The organism is Wolbachia endosymbiont of Armadillidium arcangelii (assembly GCF_040207875.1).
In the GTDB taxonomy this organism is placed as follows: domain Bacteria; phylum Pseudomonadota; class Alphaproteobacteria; order Rickettsiales; family Anaplasmataceae; genus Wolbachia.
Map to the genome: position 1 here is coordinate 207,848 of NZ_CP157942.1, position 20,160 is coordinate 228,007.

25 protein-coding genes and 3 pseudogenes are annotated in these 20,160 nt (G+C 34.5%); 13 read left to right on the forward strand and 15 right to left on the reverse strand.

What is annotated here, in order from left to right; all coding sequences use genetic code 11:
• Positions 1-2 precede the first annotated feature (2 nt).
• Both ABLO99_RS01025 and ABLO99_RS01030 read left to right on the forward strand, forming a co-directional pair.
• Positions 3-1,760 carry a hypothetical protein gene (locus tag ABLO99_RS01025; RefSeq protein ID WP_349967853.1) on the forward strand — a complete coding sequence of 586 codons (1,758 nt, stop codon included), beginning with the start codon at positions 3-5 and terminating at the stop codon, positions 1,758-1,760.
• Positions 1,748-2,695 (forward strand): RluA family pseudouridine synthase, encoded by a 948-nt coding sequence (locus ABLO99_RS01030; protein WP_410543675.1) that lies wholly within the window; start codon positions 1,748-1,750, stop codon positions 2,693-2,695. Before ABLO99_RS01025 ends, ABLO99_RS01030 begins: the two co-directional genes overlap by 13 nt.
• A gap of 11 nt (positions 2,696-2,706) precedes the next feature.
• Here ABLO99_RS01030 and ABLO99_RS01035 read toward each other — a convergent pair whose 3' ends face one another.
• The 3 genes from ABLO99_RS01035 to ABLO99_RS01045 all read right to left on the reverse strand — a co-directional run bounded on the left by ABLO99_RS01035 (position 2,707) and on the right by ABLO99_RS01045 (position 3,602).
• Positions 2,707-2,892, reverse strand: a complete 186-nt coding sequence (locus ABLO99_RS01035) for a diacylglycerol kinase (RefSeq protein ID WP_349967855.1) — start codon at positions 2,890-2,892, stop codon at positions 2,707-2,709.
• Positions 2,849-3,064: a hypothetical protein gene (locus ABLO99_RS01040; protein ID WP_238580422.1), complete on the reverse strand. Its 216-nt coding sequence runs from the start codon at positions 3,062-3,064 to the stop codon at positions 2,849-2,851. Before ABLO99_RS01040 ends, ABLO99_RS01035 begins: the two co-directional genes overlap by 44 nt.
• A 91-nt stretch (positions 3,065-3,155) precedes the next feature.
• Complete coding sequence (locus ABLO99_RS01045; protein WP_237350128.1) at positions 3,156-3,602, reverse strand: MFS transporter; 447 nt, start codon at positions 3,600-3,602, stop codon at positions 3,156-3,158.
• A gap of 603 nt (positions 3,603-4,205) precedes the next feature.
• Between ABLO99_RS01045 and ABLO99_RS01050 the strand changes: the two genes are divergently transcribed.
• The 4 genes and pseudogenes from ABLO99_RS01050 (at position 4,206) to ABLO99_RS01065 (ending at position 5,394) form a co-directional block, all read left to right on the forward strand.
• The gene (locus tag ABLO99_RS01050) at positions 4,206-4,571 is read left to right on the forward strand and encodes an ankyrin repeat domain-containing protein (protein WP_349967857.1); all 366 of its coding nucleotides are present in this window, start codon (positions 4,206-4,208) and stop codon (positions 4,569-4,571) included.
• A complete protein-coding gene (locus ABLO99_RS01055; protein ID WP_349967860.1) occupies positions 4,572-4,931 on the forward strand; it encodes an ankyrin repeat domain-containing protein in 360 nt (119 codons plus the stop codon).
• A gap of 58 nt (positions 4,932-4,989) precedes the next feature.
• A pseudogene (locus ABLO99_RS01060) lies at positions 4,990-5,097 on the forward strand (hypothetical protein); the annotation flags it as partial.
• A 3-nt stretch (positions 5,098-5,100) separates the two neighbouring features.
• Positions 5,101-5,394, forward strand: a complete 294-nt coding sequence (locus tag ABLO99_RS01065) for an ankyrin repeat domain-containing protein (RefSeq protein WP_349968545.1) — start codon at positions 5,101-5,103, stop codon at positions 5,392-5,394.
• A 54-nt stretch (positions 5,395-5,448) separates the two neighbouring features.
• Here the strand turns inward: ABLO99_RS01065 and ABLO99_RS01070 are convergent.
• The 5 genes and pseudogenes from ABLO99_RS01070 to ABLO99_RS01090 form a co-directional block, all read right to left on the reverse strand.
• Positions 5,449-6,559 (reverse strand): annotated as a pseudogene (locus tag ABLO99_RS01070) (IS256 family transposase).
• 98 nt (positions 6,560-6,657) lie between these two features.
• Complete coding sequence (locus ABLO99_RS01075; protein ID WP_349967862.1) at positions 6,658-7,485, reverse strand: hypothetical protein; 828 nt, start codon at positions 7,483-7,485, stop codon at positions 6,658-6,660.
• Positions 7,486-7,488: 3 nt separating this feature from the next.
• Positions 7,489-8,040, reverse strand: a complete 552-nt coding sequence (locus tag ABLO99_RS01080) for a hypothetical protein (RefSeq protein WP_349967864.1) — start codon at positions 8,038-8,040, stop codon at positions 7,489-7,491.
• Between the two features lie 81 nt (positions 8,041-8,121).
• Positions 8,122-8,349, reverse strand: a complete 228-nt coding sequence (locus tag ABLO99_RS01085; protein WP_349967867.1) for an ankyrin repeat domain-containing protein — start codon at positions 8,347-8,349, stop codon at positions 8,122-8,124.
• 335 nt (positions 8,350-8,684) lie between these two features.
• Positions 8,685-11,339 carry a hypothetical protein gene (locus ABLO99_RS01090; protein WP_349967869.1) on the reverse strand — a complete coding sequence of 885 codons (2,655 nt, stop codon included), beginning with the start codon at positions 11,337-11,339 and terminating at the stop codon, positions 8,685-8,687.
• A gap of 475 nt (positions 11,340-11,814) precedes the next feature.
• On the opposite strand from ABLO99_RS01090, the gene ABLO99_RS01095 reads away from it, so the two are divergent.
• The 3 genes and pseudogenes from ABLO99_RS01095 (at position 11,815) to ABLO99_RS01105 (ending at position 15,366) form a co-directional block, all read left to right on the forward strand.
• On the forward strand, positions 11,815-12,333 hold the full coding sequence (locus tag ABLO99_RS01095) for a hypothetical protein (RefSeq protein ID WP_349967871.1): 519 nt from the start codon (positions 11,815-11,817) through the stop codon (positions 12,331-12,333).
• 41 nt (positions 12,334-12,374) lie between these two features.
• On the forward strand, positions 12,375-14,039 hold the full coding sequence (locus ABLO99_RS01100) for a hypothetical protein (RefSeq protein WP_349967872.1): 1,665 nt from the start codon (positions 12,375-12,377) through the stop codon (positions 14,037-14,039).
• A 49-nt stretch (positions 14,040-14,088) separates the two neighbouring features.
• A pseudogene (locus ABLO99_RS01105) lies at positions 14,089-15,366 on the forward strand (IS4-like element ISWpi18 family transposase).
• Positions 15,367-15,550: 184 nt separating this feature from the next.
• On the opposite strand, the gene ABLO99_RS01110 reads toward ABLO99_RS01105, so the two are convergent.
• Positions 15,551-15,931 (reverse strand): hypothetical protein, encoded by a 381-nt coding sequence (locus ABLO99_RS01110; protein WP_349967874.1) that lies wholly within the window; start codon positions 15,929-15,931, stop codon positions 15,551-15,553.
• 120 nt (positions 15,932-16,051) lie between these two features.
• Positions 16,052-16,330 carry a hypothetical protein gene (locus ABLO99_RS01115; protein WP_349967875.1) on the reverse strand — a complete coding sequence of 93 codons (279 nt, stop codon included), beginning with the start codon at positions 16,328-16,330 and terminating at the stop codon, positions 16,052-16,054.
• Between the two features lie 231 nt (positions 16,331-16,561).
• Between ABLO99_RS01115 and ABLO99_RS01120 the strand changes: the two genes are divergently transcribed.
• The 4 genes from ABLO99_RS01120 (at position 16,562) to ABLO99_RS01135 (ending at position 17,692) form a co-directional block, all read left to right on the forward strand.
• The gene (locus tag ABLO99_RS01120; protein WP_349967876.1) at positions 16,562-16,801 is read left to right on the forward strand and encodes a hypothetical protein; all 240 of its coding nucleotides are present in this window, start codon (positions 16,562-16,564) and stop codon (positions 16,799-16,801) included.
• Entirely contained in the window at positions 16,791-17,090 is a 300-nt protein-coding gene (locus tag ABLO99_RS01125; RefSeq protein WP_349967877.1) for a type II toxin-antitoxin system RelE family toxin, read from the forward strand. The genes ABLO99_RS01120 and ABLO99_RS01125 overlap by 11 nt, the downstream gene beginning before the upstream one ends.
• 91 nt (positions 17,091-17,181) lie before the next feature.
• Positions 17,182-17,403: a hypothetical protein gene (locus ABLO99_RS01130; RefSeq protein ID WP_007301853.1), complete on the forward strand. Its 222-nt coding sequence runs from the start codon at positions 17,182-17,184 to the stop codon at positions 17,401-17,403.
• Positions 17,384-17,692, forward strand: coding sequence for a type II toxin-antitoxin system RelE/ParE family toxin (locus ABLO99_RS01135; protein ID WP_349967879.1), 309 nt, complete (start codon positions 17,384-17,386; stop codon positions 17,690-17,692). Before ABLO99_RS01130 ends, ABLO99_RS01135 begins: the two co-directional genes overlap by 20 nt.
• On the opposite strand, the gene ABLO99_RS01140 is transcribed toward ABLO99_RS01135, so the two are convergent.
• The 5 genes from ABLO99_RS01140 to ABLO99_RS01160 form a co-directional block, all read right to left on the reverse strand.
• The gene (locus ABLO99_RS01140; protein ID WP_349967882.1) at positions 17,689-18,558 is read right to left on the reverse strand and encodes a DnaB-like helicase C-terminal domain-containing protein; all 870 of its coding nucleotides are present in this window, start codon (positions 18,556-18,558) and stop codon (positions 17,689-17,691) included. The two genes, ABLO99_RS01135 and ABLO99_RS01140, sit on opposite strands and share 4 nt — an antisense overlap.
• Positions 18,559-18,757: 199 nt before the next feature.
• Complete coding sequence (locus ABLO99_RS01145; protein WP_179947484.1) at positions 18,758-19,042, reverse strand: type II toxin-antitoxin system RelE family toxin; 285 nt, start codon at positions 19,040-19,042, stop codon at positions 18,758-18,760.
• Between the two features lie 7 nt (positions 19,043-19,049).
• The gene (locus ABLO99_RS01150) at positions 19,050-19,286 is read right to left on the reverse strand and encodes a hypothetical protein (protein WP_114517364.1); all 237 of its coding nucleotides are present in this window, start codon (positions 19,284-19,286) and stop codon (positions 19,050-19,052) included.
• Positions 19,287-19,403: 117 nt separating this feature from the next.
• The gene (locus tag ABLO99_RS01155) at positions 19,404-19,688 is read right to left on the reverse strand and encodes a type II toxin-antitoxin system RelE family toxin (protein ID WP_114517363.1); all 285 of its coding nucleotides are present in this window, start codon (positions 19,686-19,688) and stop codon (positions 19,404-19,406) included.
• Positions 19,669-19,878, reverse strand: coding sequence for a hypothetical protein (locus tag ABLO99_RS01160; RefSeq protein WP_114517362.1), 210 nt, complete (start codon positions 19,876-19,878; stop codon positions 19,669-19,671). The genes ABLO99_RS01155 and ABLO99_RS01160 overlap by 20 nt, the downstream gene beginning before the upstream one ends.
• Positions 19,879-20,160 lie beyond the last annotated feature (282 nt).

A 20,160-nucleotide genomic window follows, 5' to 3' on the forward strand; every position in this document is an offset into this window, starting at 1 on the left:
TTATGGTTACAGACACTAAAGATCCTTTCAAAGACTATTTTGATTTTTTAGGATTTAGAAAACTTTCTGACCAGCCCAGTAGAGTTTTGAGCTCTATAAGAAAGTATTCTGGTACTATATCGATAGCAAGTACCATTGCTACTCTTATAGCATTTACTGCCTTTTCTATTCAGTCTGTTACAGTAAGTATTGCTGGATTTGCGTTCACGCCAGCACCTCTTGCCTTTATTCCTCTTACAGTTTTCTTACTTACTGCTATTATAAACTTTATAAATACACAAAAAATAAAAGAGAATGAAATAGATAAAAAAATAGGAAACTATCAAGTTGACGAACAGTACAGCCAGATTGCTCAAGAAGCTAAAAAAATTGAAATTGTAACAAATTTAGATAAAAGGGGGGAAAAGCTTTCAATAGTTTTACCAATTTCTAAGACGCAGAGAGAAATACTAGAAGATATAGAAACAGAAAATAGAAATAGGATTCTCTTGTTTACTGGATCATATGTATTTGGTGCTATTATAGTAGTTTCAGCAACATCACAATCCATTAATGCTCCAATAATATTAATAGCTTTATTAGTCGCTATTCTTTTATGCATCATATCAACACTTAGCAATCTAATAAGTAATAGCGTGGATCATGAAAATCATACTATTAGAAAACACAGTTCTTTAGGTCTTCTATTTCCATACTGGTCTGGAAAGGGCATGGTTGTATCAGTGGTAGAAAATAAGCTTGGTAAAAGGGAAAATGAACTAATATCTCTAATGGAAAAACTACTTAGTCCGTTTTGCAACTCATTTGACAGTAACCTTAAAAAAGCTTGCGATTTACTTGATAATAGTCTTTTAAAGCCTGCAAATATTAACATTAAAGAAACGCTTGACAGTATAGGGAAGGATCTCAAAGCTTTACTTGATAAATTAGAAAAAGATATAAAGAAAAATGTAGATGAGGTGAAAACAACTGCTAGTAAAGAAATAACTGCCTGCCTGAAAGATATTAGTGAAAGTGTGGATGTTCTGTGTAAAGAAGTTAGCAAAGACGTAAAAGATAAACTGAGTGAAGTGGACGTAGAAAAGGTAATGAGTTTAGTAAACAACTTGAGTAATCTAGCAGAGACTTTAGAAGATAGAATATCTAGACTTAAACCTGGAGCCCGTATGGGATTATCTGGAGCGGTTTTTGTAGATGAAAGACTGCCTAACGCACCTAATAACCCCAACCCTCAACAAAATGGGCAAGGAAGCAGTAGTCGATCTAATGCTAACGGATCTGCAAATAAAGAGATGCAAACTAGTACTAATGAATCCGCAGATCAAGAGATACAGACACAGTTATTAGAAGAACACAACCAACCACATGAGCCTGATAATGAAGATAATACTGATCAACTAGTAGATGAAGAGAAGGAGCTACAAGAACAAATGGCAGTCTTAGAAAAACAAGACAGAATAAGGCAGCAGAAAAAAGATTTATTTGAACGAAAAAGAACAGATGAATGGAAAGAAAAAATCAACGGCAAACCAAGTGACTTTCTATATTATTTATTAGAATCTATTAAGCTGGAAGAAAAAGATAATAAGGTTGAGGCAACATTACGAAATTTTGATAATAAAATAATAATTCACTGGAAAAATGGCTCTCAAACGACTTGCCATATTAAAAAACGAGGTGATCTGCAAATTGAGTCTAGTGCAACAATGTTTATAGACCCAAATGTTCAAGCAGCATTTGAAGTAGCTTGTGCAAGGTAGTTGCCATAGACATAACTTTAAACATTAATAGTGATGAGAAAAAATTAAGGTTAGACACCTATATAGCTGAAAAATGCAACATATCGCGCAGTAAAGCGCAAAGATTGATACAAAATGAGCAGGTGAAATTACTTGGCATACCGATAATTAATAATGACCACATAGTAAAACCAGATGAAGAGTATGTGATGCATCTCGTTCAACCTGACATATCCACATCAATTGAGCCTAATTATGACATAAAACTTGATATTGTCTATGAAGATGAGGACATTATAGTTCTGAGTAAACAAAGTGGATTAACAGTGCACCCAGGTGCTGGGACAAACAATGATACGCTTTTGAATGCAGTTATCGCTTACCTTGATGCAAGACCAAGAATCGTTCACAGGCTTGATAAAGATACTAGTGGACTAATGGTAATTGCAAAAAATGAAGAAGCCCATGGTTTTTTGTCTGAATTGTTATCAAATCGTAAAATAAAGCGGGAATATTTAGCAGTAGTTTGGGGAGCATTACCTTCCCAGCAGGGAACTATAGAAACTAATATCGCTCCCAAACGCGGTAATAAAGAAATGATGTGTGTAACAAAAATCACAGGCAAATTAGCAATCACTCACTATTTAGTGCAGAAAATTATAGGACAAGCAAGCCTGGTTAAATGCACTTTAGAGACAGGCAGAACACACCAAATTCGAGTCCACATGAGCCACATAGGACATTCCATAGTTGGTGATCAAGTTTACGGCAAAAATAGTAGTAAAAGCACAAAATATGCTAAAAACTCTAGTTTCATTCGTAATTTCAATAGACAAGCACTACATGCTTACAAATTAGGATTACACCACCCAAAAAGCAAGGAATACATGGAATTTGTCTCTGATTTACCGCAAGATATAAAAACTTTAATTGGTGAGTTTGACAACATATCTTAATAACATTCGTATTAACCTGTCAATATTATCATCCATGTTATCAAGAAGTTAATTAATGAGAGAAAAACTGCTGCACTACCTAGATCTTTTACTTTTTTTGAAAGTATATGTTGTTCACTGGAAATACGCTCAATTGTCGTTTCAAAAGCAGTGTTAACAATTTCCACAATTAACACCAGGAATAGGCTGCTTATCATTACTGCACGTTCTAGTTGGATACTTCACTAGTACATAAGGAAATAATAAAACCCCAAAACCTATTAATATCCATTTTGAAATACTATATGCAATGTGTCTATCTATAGCGTACATCTCATGCAAGAATGTTGCAGACCATGCATCTGTAAAGCCTTCTAATGGCCCAATCATAAAACCACCGAATAAGCTTATCAATAAAATATCTTTATTGAATATAACCTTGCTTAAATTTCCAATATTTATTTTGTCTGAGGTACCAACTCTAGGTATAGACACAAAGGTAGTTAAAGCAAGCAATAATCCGGTTATTATAAATACAGTAAGTCCACCCGAATTCATCAAATAAGATATGTAATGGTTTAGTGGCAAATATACCACCTAAAATGCCAATAATAGCTGATATGCTAAACATCACAGCGAATTTTTCTCTATGGTAATAGATACTTATTATTTTAAAAAGTCCAAGTACTGAAGCAGATGATCCAATGCCAGTGATTATTCTTCCAACAATAGAATAACCCCAATTGCTAGAACTAACCAAAGGTAAAGCACCCAAGGATGTTAGTGCAATACAAATCGGTACAACAACTTTAGAACCAAATCTATCTAAGAGAATACCTACAGGAATATGTGCTAATACATAGCCTGCATAGTATAACCCACCAAATTGCCCTATTTCTATTGCTCCTATATTAAACTTTATTGTCAATTCAGAAACTACGACATTTGGAATCATGCGTAATATATATTGGTATGCATAAAACAATGATGCTAATAACCATATTAAAAAGTTTCTTTATAGCATCACCTTTGTCTGAAACCTGGGATTATAAGTGCTTTAGTTACGGAAAGCAATATTCTTATGAATATCTATTTTAATTTATTGAATTTATAACAGAGTTAAATTTATAGCTACTATGCATCAACTAAATCTGATGTACATCTCCAGAAAATAGGATACCGATTCTAAGAACCTATTTAAAATTTTAAAAGATGAGCTTGGTTGCTGGAGATGGTTATATTATCTAAGTTTTTAGTAATATTTTATATAAAATTAATGAAAAATCTTCATCGAAAATTATTTCAAAAAAAAATTCTAAATATGACTTAACAAATGTTAAAAGTAGTATTTACCTTTATTAAGTTGGGTTCTTGTGTGAAAGCAAAAGATGCTTAATTTGTAATGCACTGATGGATATGGCTGAGCTTCTTATAGGGTGATTGATACGAGTGGTGGAGCATAGTTAAGGTTTGCATGCAGCGCATATGAAATCAGTGGTATATTCATTGTTTATGTATAAGGGAGGGTGAAATGGGTGTAAATCAAATTTCTAATGCATACAGAATTAGTAACAGGGTTGTAAGTTGCGACGAAGTAGCTTTTAGTGTTGTGTGCTATGCTGCTGAGAGTGGTAACTTGGATCTAGTTAAGTACTTAGGAGATAAAGGGATAGACTTTAGTGCTGCAGATACAGGTAGTAATACATTTATGCTCTGTGCTGTTAAGGGTGGTAATTTGGATCTAGTTAAATACTTCGTAGGTAAAAGGGTAGGCTTTAGTAGTAAGGATGTAAATAGTGGGGCACTTATATACTATGCTACTAAGAATGGTAATTTGGAGTTGGTTAAGTACCTAGTAGAGGAAGTTAGAGTTAGTGTCAAAGGTGCTTTCTATTAGATGTCTCTGCAACATGCTGTTGTCAATGATAATTGGGACTTGGCTAAATACCTAGCAAGTGGAAAGAGAACTAGTGTTAAAGGTGCTTTCTATCAAATGTCTCTGTACCATGCTGCTAGGAGTGGTAACTTGGGTTCAGTTTTGTATCTCGTAGAGGAAAAGGGAGTAGATATTAATGCTAGAGATGTGGGTGGTGAAACGCTTTTGCACTATGCTGCTAAAAGTGGTAATTTGGATCTGGCTGAATATTTTGTAGAGAAAGGGCTAGCTTTTAATGCTAAAGATAAGAGTGGTAAAACACTTCTATACTATGCTGCTGAGAGTGGTAATCTAGATCTAGTTAAAGTACTTAGGAGATAAAGGGCTAGCCTTTGATGCTGTAGATAAGAGTGGTAAAACACTTCTACACTATGCTGCTGAAAGTGGTAACTTGTATCTAGTTAAGTACTTAGGAGATAAAGGGGAAGGCCTTTGTGTTAAAGATGAAAGTGGTAAAACACTTCTACACTATGCTGCTGAAAGTGGTAACTTGTATCTAGTTAAGTACTTAGGAGATAAAAGGGAAAGCCTTTGTACTAAAGATAAAAGTGATAAAACACCTCTACACTATGCTGCTAAGAGTGGTAACTTGGAGTTGGTTAAATACCTAGTAGAGGAAAAGGGGGCGGATGTTAATGCTAGAGATATGAGCAATAAAACACCTATACGCTATGCTGCTGAAAGTGGTAACTTGGATTTAGTTAAATACTTTGCGGGGAACGTTCAAAGAAGCATACGCGTCAAGTTAAGAGAATATGCCCAATATAGCAACCATTTAAGGTAGATATCTTATTTATTATATTTGGGAGTGTTAAATAAACTGTGTCAAACTGCATTTTTAATTCAACTCAATTTTCAATCTGTTGGGAAAGAAAATATCGAGCTGAGATATAGTCAATGCCCAATCATGTACAGGCATAGTCCATTTCTCCTCCACTTTCTTTATAGCACAATATACCTATTTATACAAGGCATTTATGCTAGTAAATGAGCCCTTGGTTTTGGTGAATTTCCTAATTTGCCTATGTAGCCCCTCTATGGGATTAGTAGTATAGATTATCCTCCTAACTGGGTCGGAATACTTAAAATAACCAGATAGGTTTTCCCAATTATTCTGCCAAGATTATAGGGTACTTTGTGCCCCATTTTTCATCTAATTCCAACAGATAATTCTCGGCAATTTCCTTACTTGAAGCTTTTCTTTAAATCACTCAAAAAACTCTTTACTAGCTACATACTTCAGTGAGTTACGTATCTGATGCACTATACACATTCTGCATTAGGGAACACACCGTTTATTGCTGCAGGAAAGCTTTTTAGCCCATCTACACATGCAATTAGAATATCTTCCACTCCTCTCTCTTTGAGATCATTTAGTACTCCCAACCAGAACTTCACTTTCAGCTAAATAAAACTTCTTTTCTGCCATTTTGCTAATATATTATACATACATTTACTTACACAACTCCTTAAAAAACCATGAAAACTATCGGATATACAGACTGCAGCGGACGACTACGCCATTCGTTGATTACTGTTTGTCAGTAATACTTGATATCTCTGCCGCCGATATTTTGTGATCGTAAATTTCCTCAATATGTGACGCTATATCTCCATGCCACTGGCAAATGTGCTTAAGACCTTTGCTTCAAGTTCTGTTGTTTGTCTTTTTCTAACTATTTGGGGTTCAAAGCTTCCTTCCCTGTCTCTAGGTGTTAACAACTCAAATGAGTTGTACGTAAAGTTTTTCCCATTTCTTCGATTATTTTCTTCGCTTTCACCAGACAAGTGGTGTTCTATTTCACCTTCTAGACTCGCCTCCAGCAGCTTTTTTATAAATGGTGTTAATGCTCCCTCCTTTCCTGTCAACGGTCTTCCTTCTCGTATAGACGACAGGTTTCTAATTCTTTATAATCTACCAAACCGGTAGTTTTATTTACTTGACTCATGTCAAACCTCCGTTTTTTTATATCAATTATATTTTTATTTCTTGGTTTGACACAGTTTATTTAACACTCCCACTGAAATACTTAAACTCCTACTATTTTCACTTCACTTGTTGCTGCACTGAGTGACTTGAGTTCATACTAGCACCCTGATTTTCTGCATAACTTTCTCTACAGGAATTTGACGAAGAGTTTACTATATCGCCATACTCTAAATCTTTTACTGCTTCCAATGCTGCTTCCTCAATTTTTTCAGATAAGCTAACTCTTTCAGAAGACTGACAAAGCTCTCTAGATCGTTCAAAATACCCTTGTTCTATAGCTTGATTAACTGATAAACCTCCTAATAAGCAATTTTGCCCTATTTCTTCTTTACAACTTTTCAATTTCTCTAACTTTTCTTGATCTCTTACTTCTACCCCTATGAGATTTTCATCCTCCTCATCAAGATATAATTCAACTTCTAACTTCCCCAAGCTGGTGTAGAAAGTTAACACTATACCGTCACTACCTGCAATGTCAGTGTAATTTCTTTCTTCTTTTTTAAATTCAACTATTACTTTACTTCCTCCTATCTCCAACTCGCAGACTTCTAATTCTAGATGTTCTACCTCCAATTCATTTGTAATTTTTACAATCTCAATAATACTACCTTGTGGATACTTTATATAAAAATATATATTATCTATGTTTATTTCTAACTCATCTTGAATTTGTTTGTTTTTGTTCACAATGCTTTCACGCGCAGCTCCTTCTAGCCGGCTTCTAATTTTTTCACATTCACCAGAAAGATAGTTATCAAACTGTTCATTACGAAGATTTATGAATCCCATAGTCGCATGTGACATCCTATCGTTATAGAAAAGACATCGCTGCACTTTCCCGCCTTTTAATAGTAAATCTTCAGCAATATCTAGTATAATGCTCACATTTTATATTGCTGGATCTGGATCTTTACTACAACGAATCTCTCTGCCAGGGTTTACTTTTTCAAGAACATCTTGCATTTTCCTAAATATTAAATTCACTACAGTTGTTCCATTGTCGTCACAATATGAGTTCAATTTTATTCCCTTTTTAAGATACTCATCTACTACATCTTTAATATCTTTTAGAGCACTCTTTGTCCAGGCTTTTTCTCCTTTAATTTTCTTATACTCTTGTTCATTTTTTTCCTCTATATCATTCATCTTCTGATGAAATTCGTCGTTTAACAAACTCTCTTCATCAGTCAATGGTATTTCTTTTTCTGCTAAAGGTGAATCTCCTTTTAAAAAAGGAAGAGAGTTACCTAAATCACAGCTTGAGTTCGAGCCTTTCTCTGAATTTAAATTGCTTAGATCGGTACCAGTATTACTCGCGTTTAAGCCGCCACTAACTGGAATAATATTTGGCTGTGAAGCCCAATAATCTGGAGAATAACTTTTTGAGCTAGTTTGTTCTGCGTATTCCACACATTGCTTGTTTTTTATCTCACTATTCATAGCATACACCTCACCTTCGATACTTATTGTAACATGCAAGCGAAAATTAACAAGAAAAACATCCTGCCTACCAGAATAGTTTCATCTGCCCATTCCTGGTCCGTATAAGTTCTCCATATTCACATTGTTCATGTTGCCATTGGGTTCTGCAGCTTGCAATAGAGCTTGTATTTCCACGTTGTTATTAAGGTTAGCAAAATGCAAAGCAGTATCTCCATCATTATCCTGTATATTAACACCTACTCCTTGATTTAATAAAGCTGAAACTAAATCTAAGCAACCTTCTCTAACAGCATCATGTAAAAGCATACCACCTCCAATTTAAATTCTTAATACTAACCCCCACTACACAAAACTAATGTTAGCATATATTCCAATGAAGCCAAAACAATAATTCAATGAAAATACACTATAAATTAGCATCACAAAGAGTTTAATTGTTTACTTTTTCAAAACTGCAAAGAAGTACCTACCTTTGTGAGAACACGTTGCATAAATATAGGGTTGTGAAAACAAAGGTGTGAAATTTTTGCAACGAAGCTCAACAAATTAGTTCATACAAAAATTTAGTCTAAATTAGCCAATTAATCACTTAAAATCCAATATGGAATGTTCTAAAAAGAAATCTTTCTCTGCCATTTCATTTAAGCCTCTAAATGTCTCTCATTAGTTACAATTGTGGCATCACTGTTTTTAAGTGAATTTGAAGGACTATTACAACAATATATGATCGCAGCAGCGACAAGACAACAAGCTCCAACTGCTATTCCCACTGCTAACATTTCTAAGTAAACTGCAATAGCTACACCTAAAGCAACTCCAGCTATTGCTAGCGTGGAAGCAGCAGCTACAATAGTTTTCTTTTCAATTCGTGGACTTGGCTGTCGATTATTATTTTGAATACCATTTGTTTGATCTGTTGCTATAACTGAATTTTCTGGTTGTAATCTTTCTGGAACTAACAGTGTTTTGCTTTCCTCTGGAAAAATTGACTCATTAGCATCATAAAATTCTTCATCTGTGTCGCTCTCACTAATAGTTGCATAACTGTTACTATTATCTTCTGCATCAAAATCACTATTTTCATCAATTTGAGCTTCCGTTTCTCTTGTGATATTCTCCTGAAGATTAGATGGCTCTTGTGCAAAGCGTTGCATTACTTCTATCTCTGACAATCCCTCGATAACAAGAGCGTATTCACCTCTACTTGGTATACTTCTATTGTAATTCGGTAAAACACCCTTAATATTTTCGCTAAAATATTTACTTATCTCTGCTAAAATCTTTTGTTGTTTAAACGTAACTTTCTCAGGATCATTAATATCTATACATTCTATGCGTAACAAGTGATGTTGCAAAACCTCTTGTAACTCTGGATTATCCTTGACATATTGAATTAATCTGTCGGCTAAATTTTCTATAAACGGTGTAATGTTCTCTTTTGTAATAACATCTTTTTGTACCTCCAATTTTTGTTCTTTTTCTAAATAGCAATCATATCGTTCCACGATTTCCGAGCTAATTTCTTCTATACTACTAATAATCTGGGTCCATGTCCCTTGGATGCAGGCACTGCTATTTTCACCATACGTTGTTGCTGCTATATATATTTGTTTTAGAAGAACGAACTCTTTTTGCTCTCTCCAGACCTTTTCTATATCTAGACCACTGATTTCTTTAAACAACTTATTTATTTTTTTATCATCATCTATACCATTTAATAATCCGTGTAGTTCTGTTTTCTTAAATTGTCCTTCATTGAGGATGTCACTATTTCCGAGTTCTTTTCTAATTATAGACAATTTTCCTCTTACTAACTCTGAGTTTTGTTCCATAAGAGTAACTAGCAACTCCTTTTTTCCTTTCAGTGGAACGGAAAAATTATCAATAAGTAATTTTATATAACCTATAGATTCAGGTATAGTAATTTTTGCATCATCTCCCGTATAATCATATTGCAATTTCTGTGTTGAGTATTCTTGGTCATACTCACCATGGTCGTTCTTTTTTAAGTACTGCTGCTCTAGTGCTCGCTTAGCTTCATCAATCACATCCTTAATAAATTTTTTATCATTTGGTATAGGATCATTGTCGGATAATGTTCGCTCCATTACACTTCTTTTTTCATTATCAGTTAAATTAAGAAGCCTTAGTCTTATCGGATCATTATGATATTGTTCAAGTAATTCAGGTATATTTTCCACGTAAGAAGCTGCAGCTTGCTTCAATTGTTCTTTGTCAACTTTTACGGATTCAACTAGCTTCTTAGTAAAAAAATTTATCCGTTTAACTATTGGACTTCTATGGACAGATTGACTATCTCGTGCAATGCGTTTATCTTCTCTTCTTTGATTCCTTTCTTCTTCAGGGACCATGCCACGTTCAAAGAAAAACTTTTGCATCTCAGGCTCAGGGGAGTAAGTATAGAAATGAGATAGTGTGTGTCCTTGCTCATCTCTTGAATTAATTAGAAAAGGATATTTATCAGGATCATTCAAAAGAAGCTCTATTCCCTCTCTGCGATAATTTTGTCGCGCAAGATCAAAAAACAACTTCTTTACGCTGTTTTCATCTAGCTTGCCAACATTACCGTTAGATCTTGCTCTTGCTTTAGACCATGATGCTTTCAGATATTGATAAAAAACTAGAGAGCTGCCTAGACATGTATAACCAAATTCATCTATGAATTCCCAGTATTCCTCAGATTCAGCCAAAGCTTTTACTTCTTTTATACCAATGTTGTTACTATTCAAATCAAATTTAATAAATTTTGTAAGATTAACTAAAGCTTTTACTCCTTCAGCACCAATATTGTTACTCCCCAAATTAAGTTCAGTAAGTTTTGTAAGCTTAGCTAAAGCTTTTACTCCTTCAGCACCAATATTGTTATTCCACAAATTAAGTTTAATAAGGTTTGTAAGCTTAGCTAAAGCTTTTGCTCCTTCTTCACCAATATTGTTACTCCACAAATTAAGTTCAGTAAGGTTTGTAAGTTTAGCTAAAGCTTTTACTCCTTCTTCACCAATTTTGTTCAAACTCAAATCAAGAACAGTAAGGTTTGTAAGTTTAGCTAAAGCTTTTACTCCTTCATCACCAATTTTGTTATCACACAAATCAAGTTTAGTAAGGTTTGTAAGCTTAGCTAAAGCTTTTACTCCTTCTTCATCAATACTACAATCCCTGAGAGAAAGTTGTGTAATACCTCTGTTCTCTTGCAAAAAGCTTATCAATTCCTTGATATCTACTCTTTGATAATCCAAACGTAATTTGCCGCCTTGAACATGCTTGTTGAAATTCATTTTTACCTTACTAAATATTATTATTTTAGCAAATATTTTAATACTTTTTAAGTAATATTTATAAAAAATACTGATTTCGTAGTGCCACAAAAAATTTATTTATTTACTTTTTTAAAAAAGCATAAAAATAGTACGTATATTTGTGAGAACAATTAAAATAAAAGCGGCGTTGTGAAAAGAGAAGCTTGAAATTTTTGCAATCAAATTAAGCAATTTGGTTCGTATGTAAATTTAGCAAAAGTAAGCCAATATAGCTAATTTTAGCGTATAGTAAAATTATTATAAATAAAAATCCGAACGTATTGAGTGGTAGACCAATGCATCCCAAAAGGAACAGTTCTCACGCTTGCTGGTTTTGGGTGCTGGAAATGGTTGTTTTATTTAAATCTTTCTTTGTTTATTATATTTTAGATAGGTTTATTATTAGAATCTTTACTATTTTATTCCAAAATAGATATTTTACTGGGAAAAAATTATGATCAATGAATCTCTTTCAGATCCACAATTAGAAACATTCAGTGCGCCTTCAGAAAATGAAGCCTACTCGCCAAAAGATGACATGATTGCCACGCAAGTGGTAAATGTAAGTATGCCAAGTAGCTGTGACTCTGCGGAAGGTAAGAATGATAAACTTGCCGAAATGTCAATAAATTTTTGTATGCCGAAAAAATGTCTATTGGGGAAAGATGAGAAGTTTGTTAATGACTTGAAGACGAGAGTAAAAGTAGGTGAAGAAGGTTATATATTAAGACCAGACGGCACAAATACTGATCTAAAGCTCAGAGAGTGTCTTAGCAAGCTTAAAATTCTTGTACCGAGTAAAGACATTACATTTTTAGGTGGTAGACTTATAGCTACGTGCAAAAACGAAAAATGCGAACAGTGTCTTAAAGCTGTAAATAACGCTCTTATACCTGAGAATAACGCAAATCCAGCAACATCAAAAATGTATGAAGATTTTAGTAGTGATATTTATGATAGCAACGTTATATAAATTCTGAATTTAAGCATTTAATCTTTAACGAGAGAAAATTTATGGCAATTAATGATTTTGATCAGCAAAGAAGCGCAGAAGTGATTATTAATAATATGCAAAACGTTTTTTGCAAGAAGGCAAATAAGGCTACTGCCGAAGAAATTAGGCCAGTTGAAGTTGTCATACCTACGCCTAACCAATTCTGTAACAAAGCTAAGGAATGTGAGACTGAAAAAGATCGGTGCGAACAAAACAAGCAAACGTGCGAGCAAGATAAGCAGAAGTGCGACCAGGATAAGCAAATATGCGAGCAAGATAAGCAGAAGTGCGATCAGGACAAGCAGAAGTGCGACCAGGATAAGCAAATATGCGAGCAAGATAAGCAGAAGTGTGATCAGGATAAGCTAACATGCGAGCAGGACAAGCAGAAGTGCGATCAGGATAAGCAAGTATGCGAGCAAGATAAGCAGAAGTGCGATCAGGATAAGCAAATATGCGAGCAAGACAAGCAGAAGTGTGATCAAGACAAGCAGAAGTGCGACCAGGATAAGCAAACGTGCGAGCAAGACAAGCAGAAGTGCGATCAGGATAAGCAAATATGCGAGCAAGATAAGCAGAAGTGCGATCAGGATAAGCAAATATGCGAGCAAGATAAGCAGAAGTGTGATCAGGATAAGCTAACATGCGAGCAAGATAAGCAGAAGTGTGATCAGGATAAGCTAACATGCGAGCAAGATAAGCAGAAGTGTGATCAGGATAAGCAGAAGTGCGATCAGGATAAGCAAACGTGCGAGCAAGATAAACAGAAGTGCGAAGATCGAGCTAAAAGCTGTCAAAACGAGAAGGATAAGTGTGATATAGAAAACAATCAGCTAATAAGGGATATAGAACGTTGTAGAACAATAAAAGAAAGACTTGATAAAGAAGCTCTGGAGCTCAAAAGCAAGATAGAGTGCTTTAAAGCTGTAAAGGAAGGGTGTGATAAAGAGAAGCAGCAACTCAACAGCAAAATATATGATCTTGAAGATGAAAAGCTAAAACTTGGTAGAGACTTAGAACGAAATAAAAAAGAAAAAGAGGAATGTGACAAAGAGACTCTTAAGCTTGAAGGCAAGATAAAATGCTATAGAGCTGAAAAAGAAGGATGTGATGAAGAAAAGCAGCAACTCAGAGACAAAATACGTGATCTTGAAGGTGAGAAGCATAAGCTTGATACAAAAATTATTGAACTCAAAAGAGATATAGAACGGTGTAAAGATGAAAAATGTGAAGTAAAAAAAGAATATTGCACTAAGACAGAAGAAATCGAAAGCAATCTTAAAATGACTTTTGAATCAGAAAAAAGTAAAGAAATAGATTGTGAATATCTTAATAAGCTAAGAGATGATCTGGTAGTAAAATCAATTAAAACTGGTGAAAAAGCTGGCAGTGCAAATATATCATACTGGTATTTTGAAGATGATAAATTATATTACGGTAAGCAAGGTACTATAACAAGTCCATATGAATTAGAAAAAGACAGCATTTACTTAAAGGTGCTGACTAGTAATGAGCAAAAACCGTACTATCAATTAGGTATCTGCGACAAAGGTGGTAGCTTAGTTACAAAGCTTGATTTGTCTACAGATGATATAGATATAAGCATATGTAACATGGTAGGTGGAGAGAGGATCACTGCCATTAAGTTAAGGGAAAGTGATGGACTGTATTGTAAAATCAGGTAAGATCCACAAATTAAAAGAAGTAATGACATGAGTAAAAAAAAGAATAATCATGTTTATAAAAAATAAATTGATGAGTTTAAACTTTATAAACGCACACAGAGCATCCTCAAAAGACTTCTCACGAAAAAGAAAGCTGCCCTTCATTAATGTATTTCTCCTGATTTTTAGAAAGAGTGTAAAGTCATTACAAGTAATGCTTAATGAGTTTGTTCTGCATACAAGAAAAGATTACACAATTACGGCAAGTGCATTTACTCAAGCAAGAAAGAAGCTAAAGCATACTGCGTTTTCAGAGTTAAATGATGATATAGTTTCCCTATACTACCAAGATCAGGAATTTAAAACCCACCATGGCTTCAGAGTACTTGCATTTGATGCTTCAATACTGATTCTGCCAAAGAGCGACAAAATAATAGGCGAGTTTGGCTCAAGAGCAGTATGGAATGGAATCCAGAGATTTGAAGACTATACAAGTGCAACCTTTGAAGTTTGCTACGATGTGCTAAATAATATTGCAATAAAATCTGTGCTAAGTAGAGGTGACAGCTATGAGGTTGATTTAGCGATCGGTATGCTTGAATCCATAAAATCAGACGATTTGTTAATCTGTGATAGAGGATACGTATCTTATCGATTTCTTGCTGAGCTTACAGGAAGGAAAATCAATTATATAATTCGCTGTCCAAGTTCGTCTTTCAATGAAATAAACGCTATGTTTAAGCCGGAAAGCCCATCTAGTATGGTGGTAGTGTCTACCGCACCTATTAAAGTAGCAAGACAGCTACGAAAGCTAGGATTACCTGATGAGATGAAATTCAGGTTAGTCAAAATAATACTTTCTTCTGGAGAAGTTGAAGTGTTAGTAACATCTCTGTTAGATGAGCAAAGTTTTACAGTCGAAGAGTTTGAGAGATTATATTACTTGCGCTGGGGAGTAGAAACATTTTTTTCTAGGCTGAAGGGAAGATTAAATTTAGAGAATTTCACAGGAAAAAGTATTGAAACTATCAAGTAGGATTTTTGGTCAACTATCTTCATCAGTAATCTAGAAAGTATCATGATAGAAGATGATGAAGAGACATTGAGCGCACAGAATAGTAAACTAAAAAAAAGCATCAATAAATCTGTCTCATTTAATGCGATTAAAAACTTAGCCTTTGATATTTTTTCTACAGAGTCAGACATAGACTGCATTATGGATCGACTATCACAGTTATTTTTGATGAACACTTTAGTGGTAAGAAAAGGGAGAAGAGTTGATCGTCATAAGATATCTGATATTCGTTCACTCAACTACCAGAAAAGAGCTAGAAAACATGTGTTTTAAATTCAAGATATCTTTTCAGTATCATTGCATTAGTACATTCTTTGCAAAATAACCTGCAATTATTACTTTTTTAAATAACTTGCACTTTTCAGACTCTCTTTTCTTAAAAATTCACCCTAGTATTTACCATAATTATCAATCACTTCAAATTTTTTGTCCAATCTTAACTTCTCTTTCCCTTAACTTAATGGCAGTGAAGAGAAGCTCCTCCTCGCTCGCTCAGCAGGCTTATCTGGTATAGATTATATCCCTGTACCGTCCTGAAAGTGTGGTATACTTCCTCCGCCGTTGCTCCTCCTCTAAGTAGTTCTTCCTCTCTCTCATCACTTGTGTTTTTTATTATCAAATCGATGTGGTGGTCGACTTTTTCTTTCATGCTCATCTTGCTGTAGAGATGTTCATCGAAGGTTATGAATAGATTTTTGATATATACCATTATTGGTCTAATTTCGTTGTGATTCTTGAACTTTTCGAGAACTTTTTCTATTACTTCTTCTCTAATTGCGAGCACATCCGGCGCTTTTGACGTTTTTAAATCGCGAAATTTTTCTTTTACTACTTTCACAAAGTATTTTTCCGCCGCTTTCTGCTCTCTACTTGCATAGATTTTCTTTGCTTTGTGCGGATTGAAAGGTTCTGAAAGATAACTTCTATGTTCCGGAGGAACAGAAGTGCCATTTTTAAATCATCTTACCTCCTCATTTTTTAAAACTTGTAGTAGTTCACTGCCAGTAAGACGCGTGTCGAAAGTTCTCGTCGGAAGTTTGCGCTCAATTGACTTTCCTCGCGCCTTAATTCTCCTTGCAGAATTGACCTGTGCTTGCACATGTTTACTGTTGAGATTAACTATGTGTATGCTTCCACGTATGCTGAAGTTGTGATGGACGCGATAATGAGAAGTTAAGCTTTTTTTTGCTTGACTCTTTTTTTCGTTTTGATATTCTTTACTTTGATTTCCTTTCATAGGATGTTAGTAGTTTTTTTTGTTTGCGCTTTGAATTCTACTAAAAATTCAAATAAGTGTAAAGGGCAGAAATGCCCTTTACATAAATTCCCCTTAAAATCTAATGTTTACCAAGGATAGTATAGCTTTATGCTATATAAAGCATATACCTTTTATTGTTTGATCTACAAATCCTTTATTGAAAAATTCAGAAAAATGTTGTATAATTACTGATAAACTTCGGTAAAACTTATGGCGGATTCAAGGATTAATGTAACTTTCAGTAACGAAACCTCAGGTTGTCTTGCTGATTTGGCTAAAGCTACTAAGAAGCCTGTTCAAGAATTAGCAGAAAAGTTAATCAGAAGGGCGATTGACGAAGTAGAAGATATTGCACTATCTCAAATTGTTGATGAGTGTGATACCCCAGATATGGAGATGATTAGAAGTAAGGATATAGACTGGAATACAGTTCTAAAAGATGGAGCATAAGCTCAAATACGATATTATCTATTCAAAAAATATTCTTAAGAAAGATCTTCCACGCATCTCAAAAGAAATAAGGTCAAGTATCATAAAAGCCATAGAAGAGCGACTGGCAGTTGATCCAATGAAATTTGGTAAACCGTTATATGGTAACTTCAAAGGACACAGAAGGGTAAGAGTTGATGATTACCGCATTGTCTATCGTGTGGACGTTATAGAATACAAAGTAATTATTGTTTCAATAAAGCACAGAAGTGTTGTTTATAAGCAAACAAAGTTATCAGATTTATTATAAGTCAAAGATCTCTTCTGAATTTTTAGAAGAGATCTTTATTGAAAATTTCAGGAAAATGTTGTATAATTACTCATAAACTTCGGTAAAATTTATGGCAGATTCAAGGATTAATGTAACCTTTGATACAGAAACCTCACAACACCTTATTGAGCTGGCTAAGGCTACTAAGCAGTCTGTTCAAAAGTTAGCAGGAAAGCTGGTCAAAGAAGCGATCGAGCTTGAAGCAGAAGATATTGCGTTTTCTAAAATTATTAGGGAATTGAGTGATGATGATGCAGAAGAAATAGAAGATAGTGAAGACATCTGGAAATAAACGTTATACTCTCAAATATCTCAAACATGTTATTAAGAGGAATATACCTTCCTTACCAGAAGACATTAAACCAAGTATTAAAGAAGCAATAAAAGAATATCTAGAGACTGATCCTATTGGTAATGGTGTATCATTACGCAATAGATTAAAGGGACATCGCAGAATACGAGTGGGTGATTATCGTATCATCTACCGTGTAGATACTGCAAAACGTATAGTAACTGTTGTTTCGATAGGACATAGAGATAACATTTACAATCAGGCAATATTAGACTTACTAAAACGTTAAATCAATATCCTGCCAGTATTAACTTGATAAGGTACCGTAACCTTTCCAGTTGAGCCGCTTCTATTCTTTGCAACGTTTATCTCCAGTTCGTTATTAGAGCCTATTTTATAGTAGCTGTCTCTGTAGAGTAGTAAAACTATGTCAGCATCCTGTTCGATGCTCCCTGACTCTCTTAGGTCTGCTAGTTGCGGTCTTTTGTTTTGCCTTTCTTCTACTCTGCGACTAATTTGTGATAATGCTACAACAGGAACTTCAAAGTCTTTGGCGATGTTCTTTAAAGTTCTGCTGATCTCTGTTACCTCAAGAGTTCTATTCTCCGTTCTTCCTGATCCTCTGAGTAGCTGCAGATAGTCAATGTAGATGCATTTTATGCTGTATCTTTTACAGATTGATGCGATTTTTTTTCTGAGGACATTTAAATCTATATTGCCTGAGTTATCGATGAGAATATTTAGAAAAGTTATTTGATTTATTCCGCGATATAAAAGATCCATATTTTCATTCTTGAGAATGTTATTTATTGTTTCATTCACTTCGATGCTGATTATTCTATTGATCAATTGATTGGCTGACATCTCAAGTGAGAAGAAGCAGATGTATTCATGGTCATTTAAGAGCTTTGCGGCCTGTAAGGCCATGTATAATGCTATTGAGGTCTTACCAATTGAAGTACGAGCGGCAAGCACAGTGAGCTCTCCTTCCTTGAAGCCACCTGTTATTCTATCAAGCTCCTCTATTCCTGTGGTCATTCCTTCGATGTCACTCGTATTGCTGAGTAGCTTATTGATATAGTTTTTATAGTCTTTGAGATAGTCAAAGATTAACTTGACGTCCTCATCGACCCTGAGCCCTCCTTCCTGATCCATTCTTCACCTTAAACCGGAGGCTCCTCAAACTCAAGATCTTGTTTCGTCGCCTCTCCCAATGAGTTATATTATATTATTTATAAATAATATAATATAACTTATAGTGGGGGGTACCCAAAAAAATGGTTATTTTTGAGCTGAGCAAAGCCACCTAAGGTGAAGAATGGATCAGGAAGGAGGGCTGTATAATAATATATTTCTACAGTAAATCTAATGGTATCTTATCATAAACATCTTTTCTATATCCTACTGAAGCAGGAATTATTTTATGTTCTGCAATGTTTATACGGTACACAATACGACAATCTTTAGTTCTGAAGCTTCTATATCCTTTCAAATTACCACTTAGCGGTTTACCAACCTTGAATGGATTAAATGCAATTTCGTCTTCTATGAGTTTTTTTATTTTTTTTCTTATTTCTGGTGACAAGGGACGAAAATCTCTCTTAAAGATTTTTTCTGGGTAATCAACCTCATACTTCACAATTTATTTATGCAGATAATAGTGTATCCCAATCTACATCACCGCCTTTAATCATCTTTGCATCAGGAGAATCAGTTTCCTTGATGATTTTCGAGAGTGCGATATTTTCAATTTCACATTCGATTCCATCTATGACTAACCTTTTTGCTAACTTTTCAACTGACTCTTTGTTGAATGTAGCTAGTTGGGTGAGATTGTGGAGAGCTTTTGAGTTGAGTGTTATAACAACTTTTGAATCATCCATAAATTTTACCAAGATATACTGCTACATAAGTATACAACATTTTCCTAAAATTTTCAATAAAGAATGGATCAGCAAGGAGGGCTGTATAATGAAATATACTATGCTTATAGGAAGGTTCTAACTTTTATAGATGTATTCTCTATGCTCTATTGCAGTAATTATTACTGTACGTTCTAATTTACTTATCCTATAAACCAAACGATAATCACCAGATCGTATTCTACGATGTCCTTTGAACTCACCGAGTAATGGATCTCCTGCTTTTTCAGGAGAAAGTGTAAGACGCTCTTTTACAATTTCTTTTATCCTTGACCATATTGTCTTTGGAAGGTTTGAAATGTCTTTGTGAACTACATTTTCCTCATAGCAGATTAAATACTTATCACCAGTTGATGTCTTCATGCCTGATGAATTTTGCATTTCGAGTGTCACGTTGAATAGCAAGTTTGGCTATTGCCATATCTTCTTCATTTTCAATTGCTTCTTTTATAAACTGCTCTGCTAGCTCTTGAGCTGATTGATTCTTTACTTTAGCCAGACGAGCAAGGTCTTTTAAAACTTTTTCACTAATATTAATGCCTGAATCAGCCATAAGTTTTACCGAAATCTACCATTAATTATACAATATTTTCCTAAAATTTTCAATAAAGAATTATATTGACAGATTATGGTAGGTTGAGTATACACGGGTATTAGCTTTTGCTGATGTTAAGGAGAAATGACACAGAAGTTAATACTAAGTATAGTATTGCAAGACATTATTAGGAATAGAGAGGGTATGCCAGCCGCACTGCCATTAAGTTAAGGGAAAGAGAAGTTAAGATTGGACAAAAAATTTGAAGCGATTGATAATTATGGTAAATACTAGGGTGAA